Source organism: Veillonella tobetsuensis (assembly GCF_001078375.1).
Lineage (GTDB): Bacteria > Bacillota > Negativicutes > Veillonellales > Veillonellaceae > Veillonella > Veillonella tobetsuensis.
In genome coordinates this window covers 1-12,479 of sequence record NZ_BBXI01000013.1, presented here as the reverse complement: position 1 = coordinate 12,479, position 12,479 = coordinate 1, and the positions used below count along the sequence as shown (strand labels likewise).

Annotated in this window: 13 protein-coding genes and 1 pseudogene; all 14 read left to right on the top strand. The window is 33.3% G+C overall.

Going from position 1 to position 12,479, the window contains the following annotated elements:
- Positions 1-219: 219 nt before the first annotated feature.
- The 14 genes and pseudogenes from larE to VEI_RS04985 all read left to right on the top strand — a co-directional run bounded on the left by larE (position 220) and on the right by VEI_RS04985 (position 12,315).
- Entirely contained in the window at positions 220-966 is a 747-nt protein-coding gene (larE, locus tag VEI_RS05050; protein ID WP_059362707.1) for an ATP-dependent sacrificial sulfur transferase LarE, read from the top strand.
- The gene (gene larB, locus VEI_RS05045; RefSeq protein WP_059362704.1) at positions 963-1,718 is read left to right on the top strand and encodes a nickel pincer cofactor biosynthesis protein LarB; all 756 of its coding nucleotides are present in this window, start codon (positions 963-965) and stop codon (positions 1,716-1,718) included. The genes larE and larB overlap by 4 nt, the downstream gene beginning before the upstream one ends.
- The gene (gene larC / locus VEI_RS05040) at positions 1,715-3,004 is read left to right on the top strand and encodes a nickel pincer cofactor biosynthesis protein LarC (RefSeq protein WP_059362702.1); all 1,290 of its coding nucleotides are present in this window, start codon (positions 1,715-1,717) and stop codon (positions 3,002-3,004) included. The genes larB and larC overlap by 4 nt, the downstream gene beginning before the upstream one ends.
- Positions 3,005-3,059: 55 nt before the next feature.
- Entirely contained in the window at positions 3,060-4,337 is a 1,278-nt protein-coding gene (gene larA / locus VEI_RS05035) for a nickel-dependent lactate racemase (protein ID WP_059362699.1), read from the top strand.
- Between the two features lie 225 nt (positions 4,338-4,562).
- Entirely contained in the window at positions 4,563-5,147 is a 585-nt protein-coding gene (locus VEI_RS05030; RefSeq protein WP_059362695.1) for a hypothetical protein, read from the top strand.
- A 96-nt stretch (positions 5,148-5,243) separates the two neighbouring features.
- Positions 5,244-5,594, top strand: a complete 351-nt coding sequence (locus tag VEI_RS05025) for a hypothetical protein (RefSeq protein ID WP_174874282.1) — start codon at positions 5,244-5,246, stop codon at positions 5,592-5,594.
- A gap of 385 nt (positions 5,595-5,979) precedes the next feature.
- The gene (locus VEI_RS05020; RefSeq protein ID WP_223209326.1) at positions 5,980-6,438 is read left to right on the top strand and encodes a hypothetical protein; all 459 of its coding nucleotides are present in this window, start codon (positions 5,980-5,982) and stop codon (positions 6,436-6,438) included.
- Between the two features lie 47 nt (positions 6,439-6,485).
- On the top strand, positions 6,486-6,938 hold the full coding sequence (locus tag VEI_RS05015) for a hypothetical protein (protein ID WP_059362689.1): 453 nt from the start codon (positions 6,486-6,488) through the stop codon (positions 6,936-6,938).
- Between the two features lie 195 nt (positions 6,939-7,133).
- Positions 7,134-7,715: a hypothetical protein gene (locus VEI_RS05010; protein ID WP_059362686.1), complete on the top strand. Its 582-nt coding sequence runs from the start codon at positions 7,134-7,136 to the stop codon at positions 7,713-7,715.
- A gap of 198 nt (positions 7,716-7,913) precedes the next feature.
- Positions 7,914-8,300 carry a hypothetical protein gene (locus VEI_RS05005; protein ID WP_059362683.1) on the top strand — a complete coding sequence of 129 codons (387 nt, stop codon included), beginning with the start codon at positions 7,914-7,916 and terminating at the stop codon, positions 8,298-8,300.
- A 296-nt stretch (positions 8,301-8,596) separates the two neighbouring features.
- Positions 8,597-9,400 (top strand): DUF3100 domain-containing protein, encoded by an 804-nt coding sequence (locus VEI_RS05000; RefSeq protein WP_059362680.1) that lies wholly within the window; start codon positions 8,597-8,599, stop codon positions 9,398-9,400.
- Complete coding sequence (locus tag VEI_RS04995) at positions 9,393-9,854, top strand: hypothetical protein (protein ID WP_059362677.1); 462 nt, start codon at positions 9,393-9,395, stop codon at positions 9,852-9,854. The genes VEI_RS05000 and VEI_RS04995 overlap by 8 nt, the downstream gene beginning before the upstream one ends.
- A 96-nt stretch (positions 9,855-9,950) precedes the next feature.
- The gene (locus VEI_RS04990) at positions 9,951-11,270 is read left to right on the top strand and encodes an amidohydrolase (protein ID WP_082161458.1); all 1,320 of its coding nucleotides are present in this window, start codon (positions 9,951-9,953) and stop codon (positions 11,268-11,270) included.
- A 115-nt stretch (positions 11,271-11,385) separates the two neighbouring features.
- Positions 11,386-12,315: pseudogene (locus VEI_RS04985) on the top strand (DDE-type integrase/transposase/recombinase).
- Positions 12,316-12,479 lie beyond the last annotated feature (164 nt).

Genomic DNA, 12,479 nt, shown 5'->3' with positions numbered 1-12,479 from the left:
AGGTGGTTTTCTTATATAGAAAAATAACAATGTAATACATGAACATTTATCTCATTTATGAGTTAGAAAATATAAATTAAAAGGTATATACTACATACATAAGTAAGTTGTTTAATTGAATTTAAAGGAAGTGTTGATAGAGTCCCTGTTTGAGACTCTATTTTTCTTTTCTTTTACAATACTATAGAGTATAGAGAATTAATAAAGGTTATATAAGTTATGAATTTGGTAGAGTATTTAACGAGTCTTGGTAATATAGCAATAGCCCTATCGGGTGGTGTGGATTCATCCTATTTAGCATATGCTGTCAAACAATCTGGCATTCCATGCAAAGCATATACTGTTAAGTCCCAGTTTGTGCCGCAGTTTGAATTAGACGATGCCAAGAAAATTGCAGAATGTATCGGTATCCCTCTAGAAATCATCGATATAGATGTACTAGATTATGATGATGTAACGAGCAATCCAAGCAATCGTTGTTACTACTGTAAACATCATGTGTTTACAATGATAAGTGAACATGTTAAACGCGATGGATTTTCTGTATTATGCGATGGAACCAACGCCAGTGATGAGGTAGAGGATCGACCTGGTATGAAAGCAATAGCTGAGCTATCTGTTAAGTCGCCACTAAGAGACTGTGGCTTAACAAAATCTATGATTCGCCAGTTGGCCAAACAGGCTAATTTATTTACCTGGGATAAACCATCCTACGCCTGTTTAGCTACGAGATTTCAAGCGGGGCAGCACATAACAGGTCTTGATTTAGAACATATCGAAAAAGCGGAAGGGTATTTATTTTCGTTAGGTTTATCAGATTTTAGAGTTCGTCTGATAGGAAATACTGCTAAAATTCAAGTCCCAGAGAATCAAATAGCTATTGTTATTAAGAATAGGATTGAGATTCTTACATATTTTAAATCTATGTTTGATGATGTTGTATTAGATTTAGAGGTGCGTTCATGAGCGATAATATTAGATCTCTTCTAGAGCAAGTAAAAAATGGTCAGGTAGATGTGGATGCAGCCTTATTAAAGCTAAAGATAAAACCGATAGAGGATTTAGGGTATGCCAACGTTGATTTACATCGTCAATTACGACAAGGTGTGCCAGAGGTTATTTATGGTGCTGGTAAGACTAGTGAACAAATCGTGGGAATTATCTCCTCCATGCAGTCTAATGGGCAAGGTCATATATTGATTACACGATTAGCACCTGATATGGCTGCAGAGATTCAAGAACACCATTCCTTGACATATATCAAGGATGCTCATATCGGCTACGTTGGTGATATGCCTACGAAGAAAACAGAGTCCAGTATAGCTATTGTTACCGGCGGTACAAGTGATTATAAAGTGGCTGAAGAATGTGCAATTACAGCTGAATTTTATGGTAATACTGTCAATCGAATTTATGACGTAGGCGTAGCGGGTATTCATCGTTTGTTACAACATTTAGATACTATTATGTCTGCTAAGGTTATCGTTGTCATTGCCGGCATGGAAGGGGCTTTAGCAAGTGTTGTTGGGGGCCTTGTGGATGTACCTGTTATCGCCGTACCAACTAGTGTTGGTTATGGAACGGCATTTGGTGGTGTTACGGCGTTATTATCGATGCTCAATTCCTGCGCTAGCGGTGTTACGGTTGTCAATATAGACAATGGATTTGGTGCTGCTTATACAGCGAATATGATTAATCATATAGGTGAAAGTAAATGAAACGATTATTTTTAGATTGTCAAATGGGCATTGCAGGAGACATGCTGACCGCGACATTACTCGGTTTAGTAGATAACCCTGAATTGTGGATAGAACGGCTTAATCAAATAGGGATACCTAATGTTACCTATACACTTATTCCGAAAGAAGATAAAGGCTTACAAGGTTATCGGGTAGCGGTTACCATTAATGGTATAGAAGAGTCTGAACATCATATAGGTAGTCTCCATGACCAACATAATACTAATCATCACCATCACGATGCTCATCAGGAACATGGTGAGACAGATACGCATGAAGAACATTCAGATTACCATATACATAGTGAACATCATGTACATGGTCGAGGCTTACAAGGTGTAACTGATATAATTAATAGCTTATCTATTTCCGATACGTGTAAACAGAATGCTATAAACGTATATCAGTTAGTGGCTCAAGCGGAGGCTAAGGTTCATAAATCTACAGTGACACAAATTCATTTCCACGAGCTAGGCATGCTCGATGCTATTGCAGATATTGTGGCCGTTTGTGTACTCTTAGAGGCATTGAAGTTTGATGAGATTATCATCTCTCCTATACATGTAGGAACTGGCACGGTTCACTGTGCTCACGGAGAACTGCTTGTGCCAGCACCAGCAACGATGGAATTGTTATCTGGTATTCCAATGTACGCAGATTATCAAATTAAAGGGGAGTTATGTACACCTACAGGCGCAGCGTTAGCCAAGTATTTTGGCACAGATTTTAGCCATATGCCAGTTATGACACCAACAAAGGTATCTTATGGATTTGGCACGAAACAATTTGAACGACCGAATTGCATTCGCGCTTTTGTTGAAATAAACAATGATTTAGAAGACACAATCATTGAAATGTCTTGTAATCTCGACGATATGACGCCAGAAGAAATCGGCTATGCAGTAGAACAGTTATTACTTTCACCAGCACTAGACGTGTTTACCACACCGATTATGATGAAAAAACAACGACCTGGTACGATGCTGACGGTCCTTTGTAAGGAAGGCGACATGGATAAGGTGCGAGAGTTAATATTTAGACATACTACGAGCCTTGGTATTCGATACCATCGCTGTAATCGATATATTTTGAACCGGTCTACAGGAGACATAGATTGGGAAGGCAATAGAATTGTTTTTAAAACAAGCAGTGGATTTGGTGTAAAGAGACATAAATATGAATATGATTCACTGGCTGCCGTTGCTAAGCAAAATGATATGAGTTTATTAGACCTTAAACGACAATTGCGTAAGAAGGAGGATTGATTTGTCGTAGCGGGTTATTTATAGTTTGTTAGTGTTAAGTTAAGGAGTGATTCCCATGAAAACATTTAATGTACCCTATGCAAAAGGATTTGTAGATATCAATATTCCTGATCAAAATATCGCAGGTGTATTAGAATCTAAAGCCCATTCCTATAAGGCTGAGCTTTCACAAGAGGCATTGGTAGAACATGCACTAGATAATCCTATCGGCAGCCAACGCTTGGAACAATTGGTTAAGGGGAAATCCAACATGGTCATCATCACAAGTGACCATACGCGTCCAGTGCCTAGTAAAATTACGATGCCAATTCTACTTCGCCGTATTCGTGAAGCTAATCCATCCATTGATATTACTATTTTACTAGCTACTGGTTTCCATCGACCTACTACACATGAAGAAATGGTAGATAAATTTGGTCCTGAAATCGTAGCCAATGAAAAGATTGTAAACCATATCTCTGGTGATGCTAGTCAAATGACTAAAATCGGCGTGTTGCCATCTGGTGGGGATTGCATCATCAATAAATTAGCTGTAGAAACGGAGCTATTAATTTCTGAAGGTTTCATTGAACCACATTTCTTTGCTGGTTTCTCTGGCGGTAGAAAAAGCGTATTGCCAGGCATTGCTTCGGAAGTGACTGTAATGGCAAATCACTGTGCTGAATTTATCAATAGCCCATATGCTCGTACAGGTATTATCGAGAACAACCCAATTCATAAGGATATGGTATACGCTGGTCGTACTGCGAAATTAGCATTTATTTTAAATGTTGTCATCGATGCGGAAAAACATATTATCAATGCCTTTGCTGGTGATATGGAACAAGCTCATGAAACTGGCTGTGCTTTTGTATCTGAACTAGCTAGTGTGAAAGCTGTACCAGCAGACATCGTTATCACTACAAATGGTGGTTATCCATTAGACCAAAACGTATATCAAGCTGTAAAAGGCATGACCGCTGCCGAAGCGTCTTGTAAAAAAGATGGTGTTATCATCATGATTGCTGCTTGTAATGATGGTCATGGTGGGGAATCTCTATACGAAAACCTTAAAAATGCCAAAACACCTCGTGAATTACTAGACCGTATTGCTAAGGTCCCTCGTAATGAAACAATTCCAGACCAATGGGAAATGCAAATCTTAGCTCGTATTTTAGATCAATTTACCGTTATCGTTGTAACAGACCAATGCGACCCTAAGATGCTTACAGATATGCATTTGAAACATGCTACAACCTTTGATGAAGCATTGAATAAGGCTTTGGAATTAAAAGGTAAAGATGCAAGCATTACAGTTATTCTTGATGGTGTATCTGTTGTGGTGAAAGCGTAATTTACAATAACATATTGAACTCTTAGAAAAATATTATTTAGAGTCATAAAATGAACCACCTATTAAAGATGATTGGTAATCTTTGGTAGGTGGTTTAAAATTTATTAATATTCTTATATAATGTGATATAAATATAAGATTAATCAATTACAAAATTTACTAGATTAAGAGAGAAGGGAATATGAGCTATATACATGATGAGTATTATATAGGTGATATAAGTTTATGAAAAGTTTGATTAATAGCGAATATCTAAAGAATATATATAATTGTATAGGTAAAAATGTAAATAATGTATTTGTACTTAGAGATAATTCTTTTGATGAAAGTGAAATAGAATATATATCGGATGGCTGTATATATTTAGAATTTGATAATCAAATTATTAAATTTACAAATAAGTCCATCGAGGGTCCAGATTTAGATGATTATCCAAATTTAGATTTTGAAGTCTATAAGAATTTAAATGACAATTATTTATTAAATGAATTTTCTTTATATGCGTTAAATATAAATGGAATTATAAATGATATTAAGATTGTAAATGATGAATTTTCGTCGTGGTGGGATAATGATATTATTTGTGTAGATATAGCTTTGAAGTTTGATATATCTGGTGTCATTTATTATCTAATTTTGTGGGATTCAATTCCTGATACAATAAGTTGGGTTGACAGTAGAAATATTACCTCTGAAAATAATTACAAACTTCGTGATAGAATTAGTGATTTTTGGGTTGGTAAATCTCCTGATTTTAAGTATTTTTATAGAAAAGAAATTTCTATATGCGATAGATTAACTATTTTGTAATTTGAGTGATAAATATAATTGCACCATAAAGACGATATAAAGATATATTAAGTATAGTCTATAACAGTTAACTTAACTAAGATTTTAGAGGGAACTATGAAGGAGAATATCGCTTTATTATTAGCTATTTTATATCTGATTTATAGATATAAGACTTATAGTAAGGTTAATAAAATAATAGAAGACAGAATAGAAAATGTTCATGAGCCATTTTTTAAACGAGTACAGGATATTCTACAATGTTCTGAAGAAGATGCAGAGAAGGTAGGTCTAGCATTAGATAAGTATTTTGTACCTTTAGAAAGTGAATTCTATAAAATTGATGATAATACTTACTCATTTGTTGATGCAGGAGGTCTTAAAGGGACATTCTCAATAGATCAAAACTATGATTTATTGACATTAGTTTATAACGATGTTGATTTACTAGCTTTAGAGCAAATATAAAAATCAATAATTAGAGAAAATGTTTTTATGTATGTTAAATTAATACATTCCTATATAACACTGTATGGAGTAAAGATAGTATTTTTTAATTTGTTCTTTTTACTTGTTAGGTAAAATTAAAATGACTACTATAAAAAAATTATTTTTCTATGCATTTGCATTACTTTCATTGACTTCAATTATATATGGAATGGCGTATGATTATATGAATGGTGCTGAAATCCATTATGATTTCTATGGAGCATTTTTTGTTTGTTGGTTAATATTCTTTGGTATATTGAAAGCAATTTTAGGCATATAAATAGTGTAAGTTCAGAAAAAACTTTACAATATAAAGTAATTAATATAACTTTCGTATTTACATCAGAAGAATTAAGGAGTTTTTATGCCCATTAGAAATATTATAAAGATAACTTGTACAGTAGTTTTATCGTTACTAGTAATTATTCTACTTTTTCTTGGTCTTAGAATTAATTCATACAAGATCTTTATAACATCTCTTGTAGATGGAGAAAAACAAATAGGGCTAAACAAAAATATGACTGGTTTTGCTACAGATTTTCCTTATATATATTCTAATGGTGATTTCGGAATAGTTGTTGTTAACGTATTACCCTATGGTACAGTACGTATCATTCCAAATCATAAAGGCTTTAGTAAAACATTTGAATCTCCAGGAGATGGTAATTTAGAGTCTTTACAAAGAGCATATGGTGATGAACTTATAATTTTAGAGAGCATTGATCAATTTTCAGAAGATGAAAGAAAGATTATATCTGAGATAACTAAGAAGGACTCCAAACCAAGATATGATCGTGATACTTGGGTTACTAGATCCTACTGATTTATGGAACGTAAATTTTATAAATAAGTGAAATTGAATAATAATATATGAAGATTAGAATAGTTAAGTTATTAAATTTAATAAGGTTTAGAATAATTGGAACAATTTTTTTAGCAATTACTATAACAGGTAATGCCATTGAGGCGACTGCACCGAATGTAGACTATAGGTTTATTATCCCTATATTAGTTATGGGTGGAGTGCTATTAATACCATTAATTCGTGGACATCGTATTGTTAGGCGTATATATAGAAGAGGAGTACATCATTATAATTCGAGATTAGTTGTATGTATATTATTTATTTTAGGTTTTCATAATAAATTAGTTGGTATACCTATAACGAAAAAAAGTATTTATGGATGGATAGCTTTTAGTCTTTGGCTTATAGGATCTATTATTACTCTTACATGGATGTATTTTAATAATATTCCTATATGGATGTGGGGTGTTTGTGTGATTCTAGCAACCTATAATTTACTAAAATCTTTATATAGTTAGCTTTATATTTCGTTTACTGTTGAATACATATGTTGAGCAGATTGCTAATATTCAATTTGTTAAAGGTAACATAAGCGAATAAAGAATAGTAAATAATAGGTTAGATAAAATGTTCGGAACGTAGAATCATAAGGAAAGTTGATTAATAAAAAGATATTGAATAGTTAAATAGCGTTAAGAAGTAGAGTTGAAATTATGATTAATCATATAAATAAAAAGAGTTTAGATATACTTGTAGGGATAATGAATCAACAGGTTGATAATATTTTTTCTCAAAAATCATTTTTGTTTACTCCAGATAGAAGTCAAAAAAAATTAGACGAGAATAATGATAATATTATATATATACAAATTCAGAATTCATATATTCAGATTGCTAATGACTATATAGAAACTGAAGAGTATGATGAATATCCTAATTTTGAAGTAAAACGTTGTAATAGAATGAGTGAAGATACAGATTACCATCAAATAGTTTCAAATAATATTAATGGAACCATAGAACAGATTAGTATTGTTAATGATGAATTTACTACATTTTATTCGGATGAAATAAATAGTATAGATATAGCCATAAAAATTACTATTTCTGGTCATGATTACTATATTATTGCTTGGGATGCCATTCAAGGCAATTTAAGTCTTATTGATAAAAGTATAATTTGTAAGGAAGATTTTTGGCTTATTAGAAGTCAGATATCTAAATTCTGGATAAATAAAGATTTAGATTTAAGATACTTTTATAGAAAAGAAATACCCATTACGGATAGATTATAAAAAGATAGTTTAAATGCTATATGCTACTGCAACTGAAGTGACACTACGCGTTACTTCTTCTTGCAGAATGGATGTATGTTTAGATGATAAATTGAAATGTTTAAAGATAATTATGTACGTCTTAGAACTAAAGATCAATAGATAGAAATAATTAGGAATAGTAGGAGCGAAAATTAAGGAGGGGCTGGACTAGATGTTATGACTGGACTAATAATTTTGTCAGCTACTATATTATTTTTATCGTTTGGATATATACATAGTGAAAAAGAAATTTTAGTTAATATATATCGTATAAGAAAGACTAAAAAAGTAAAAATAGTAGAAAGTGTATTTGCTATATTAGGTGTTTTAGCTTATTATATGAATCTTATAAATTACTATTGGATTTCAAATGTATTATTAATAGTTGCTGTTATATGGCAATTTATTGTTATATATGTACGCAATAATAGTGCATTAGATTATCTTCATTACAATGGTGATAACTATATAGCTTTAAAAAAAGAGTTATGGAAGGAATATTTGTATATAATACCTAAGACTATATTTTTTGTAATTATATTACATATGTTACTTATGTATTAAATTCTGATGGTAATAATGACTGGTTTTATTATCAAGTACTTTTATATTAATCATGGGTTTGTGAAAATTTCATTTTTAGGGATTAGGGGCTGCCATAGAATGCGTAAAACCGCATTCTATGGCAGCCTTTTTTGTATCTTAAAAAGTTGATTTGATGTTAAAAATATTGTCATGATAGTTAAAATTATTTATCTTCTCATGTATACATGTATACTTATCAAAAAATATTTATCATTATATAAAAATATATTATAATGGTGTCATATTTATGTTTGTGTTAGGTATAGGAGGTCATTATGCAGCTTTTGGGGAACCTGAGAATTCATTTTTTAGCACTTGTGCTTACCGTAGTCGCAGAATTCATAGGTATTAAAAGACTCGGTCCTGTTGTGTTTTTACCATTGTTGTATGCTTTGATTTTAGGGTTATTAATTTCAATTCCAAAATTCAAAATTCTTACAATAAAACAAATGGAAAATTCTGCCGATTATATTGGTATTGCAGTAATGATCTTAATGGTAAAAGTAGGTCTTGGTATTGGTCCAAACCTTGGTGTTTTAGCAAGCGCTGGCTGGGCTTTATTAGTTCAAGAATTAGGTCACTTCTTAGGTACCATTATCTTTGGTTTACCGGTAGCACTATTAGTAGGTATGCGTCGCGAAGCTGTTGGTGCTTGTTATTCTGTAGACCGTGAACCAAATGTAGCGATTATAATTGATAAATTTGGTTTTAGCTCTCCTGAAGGCCGTGGTGTTATGGGCATGTATATCTGTGGCGTTCTTATAGGTGCCATGTGGTCCTCCGTATTAGCTGGCTTATTATCTAATACAGGTTGGTTTCATCCGTTAGCTCTTGCAATGGGGGCTGGCGTAGGTAGTGCAAGTATGATGGCTGCTGCTACAGCACCAATTGTTGCTGTTTATCCTGCTTATGAACAACAAATTATGGCTCTAGCTGGAGCTGCTAATTTGTTGACTACTGTATTAGGTGTATATTTTGGTTTATTTATTTCCTTGCCAATTATGGAAAAGTCTTACAACTTCTTTACTGGTCGTACACGGGAACAAGATTTAGCAGAGGAGGTAGCGCATCATGAGTAGAAGTGAAAAATTAACACAATTTGTTATAGTTGTTTGTATTTCTGCCATCCTTACTGCTATTGGAAATATAATGGACGGTAAACATGTATTTAGTGATAGTTTGTTAGGCGTAGCAATTTTAGCAGGTATTGCTACAATTGGTGCCGTAATTTCTAGTTTACCTTATGCTAATAAATTTCCTATGGTATTCTGGGTATCTTTAGTTGGGGTTCTAATCTCTTTACCTGGAATGCCAGGACAACCTTGGGTTATCGAAAAAACTAGTCATATTACATTCTTAGCTACTACGACACCGGTACTTGCCTATGCAGGTTTATCATTAGGTAAAGACCTTGGTGCATTCCGCCGTTTATCTTGGCGTATTATTCCTGTTGCACTTGCTGTAACAGCAGGGACATTCATATGTGCAACCGCATTAGCACAAATTGTACTTCATTTAGAAGGTTTAATTTAATATGATACATAGTTTACTGAACAATGTTTAGCATATTTCTGTGTGATTAAAGAATCGACCGTATTTCGATACGGTCGATTTTACAAAGGAGATTATATGAGTCGTATGACAAAAGAAGAATTAAAACAACGCGTATGTGATGCTATTATTGATGCACAACCGCGTTTACGTGAAATCGCTGAGTCTATTATGGATGAGCCAGAACTGGGATATAAAGAAGTAAAAACATCAAAAAAAGTACGTGATATGTTTGATGAACTTGGGATTCCTTATACTTCTAATCATGCACTAACAGGTGTCAAAGGTCGCTTAAAAGGTAGTGACAGTAAATATACGGTTGCCATGATTGGTGAACTAGATGCCATTCTTTGTCCTCGCCACCCTCGTGCTGATGATTTAACGGGTGCGGCTCATTGCTGTGGTCATAACATTCAAATTGCCAATATGTTTGCTGTTGCAATAGGTTTACAATCTATTATGCATGAATTGGCTGGAGATGTAGTTTTATTTGCTGTACCCGCAGAGGAAATGGTTGAGGTCGACTATCGTAATAAATTGCGTGAACAAGGCAAAATTAAATATTTAGGTGGTAAACAACAACTAATTTATGAAGGTGCTTTTGACGATATTGATATAGCTATGCAAATGCATGTGGAAACAGCTAGGTCTTCAGTGGGGGAAATGGGACTTGGCAGCACATCTAATGGCTTTGTTGCCAAGCTAATTGAATATCATGGTAAAGTAGCTCATGCAGCTGCAGCCCCTCATGAGGGAATCAATGCTCTTAATGCAGCTTTACTAGGTGTTATGGGGGTAAACTCTATTCGTGAAACTTTCAAAGAAAGCGATTGTTTTAGATTTCATCCTATCATTAATCAAGGCGGTACATTGGTAAACTGTGTACCTGATTATGTTCAAGTTGAAAGTTTTGTACGAGCTGCTAATATTGATGCCATTGTTGATTGTAATAATCGTGTAAATAGAGCTTTAAAAGCTGGTGGAGATGCTGTAGGTGCTATTTGTGTAATAAAAGATTTGCCAGGTTATTTACCAATGCGTAATGATGAGCATATGAATGAATTATTACGTAATAATTCTAATCAAATATTTGGTGAAGAAAATGTCTATCAAGGAGAACATATGACAGCAAGTACTGACATGGGTGATGTGTCTCATTTGATGCCTGTTATCCATCCATGGGTTGGTTGTATTAATGGTGTACTACATAGTGCAGAATATGAAATCACTGTTCCTGAGGTGGCGTACATAAAAACGGCACAAGCTTTGGCTATGACAATCGTGGACTTACTATATGATGACGCAGCTGGTGCTAAAGATGTATTAGATAAATTTATACCAGTATTAAACAAACAAAGCTATATTGAATTCTTAGATCGTATTGCTAAGAGTGAATAAAATATATTTATGTAAGAGCATAATACATTTGTGACAAGTAAATAAAAAATGAGAAGGAACTCTGTTATAATGAAGTTGCTCAATCCAAACATCATAACAAAAGGAGTTTCTTCTCATGCATTCTATTATAACTGAGGAATTAAGGTTTCGTAAACGAGTATGTGAATATGCTATTAAGCATGGAAATAATGCTGAAGCTGCACGTCGTTATCATACTAGTAGACAACAAGTACAACGTTGGGTAAAGCGTTTCGACGGAACTATTGATTCACTTCGATTGTATAGTCGTAAACCACATTCTCATCCTAATCAACACACTGAGGAAGAACTAGCGCTTATTAAGCGTATGCATTCTAAGTTTAAACATGAAGGGCTATCTCAAGTATATGTTGAGTTAAAGAAGCGTGGTTATAAACGCTCATATGGCTCTATGTGCCGACAAATAAGACGTCATATTAAAGAGAAAAAGGTTATTAAATCTGTTCCAAAAAGCAAGTGGAAACCAGATCTAGTAACATATCCAGGAGAAAAGGCTCAGATTGATATAAAATACGTACCTCGTGAGAGTTTAGACTTTTCAACACAAGGAAAATCTTACTATCAACTTACAGCTATTGATGAGTTTTCTAGAAAGAAAATTCTAAAAATTATAGATGAAAAAAGTGTTACTAATACAAGTCGGTTCTTATTAAATTTAGAAGCCAAAATGGGATTTCCTATTCACACAATACAAACAGATAATGGTCGTGAATTTACAAACTATGGAGCAACAGATTGAGAGTGTTTATTTGATATTGTATTAAAAAGATTAGGGATAGAGCATAAAACGACAAGACCATTTTCTCCGTGGCAGAATGGAAAGGTAGAGCGCAGTCATCGAATTGATGGTGAAAGATTCTATTCTCGTAAGTTTAATAGTATGGAGAGTTTTCTAAAAGCACATAGTCGATATGCTAATAGATATAATAACATTGCACAGAAAGTCTTAAATTTTAAATCACCGAACCAAGTTATAACAGAGTACTTTATGAATCAAAAAGCATAAGTATTTGTCACAAATGTTTGATTACTCTAGAGTAGTAAATCTTTTTTTGCTAAATCTTCTATTGACTTTCAAAAAAAAAAACATAATAAAATATAAAATATGAGTTTATGTTTTGTTTAGAGAGGAAATATATGATTAAGCGAGCGGTACTTTTGTATCTAGGG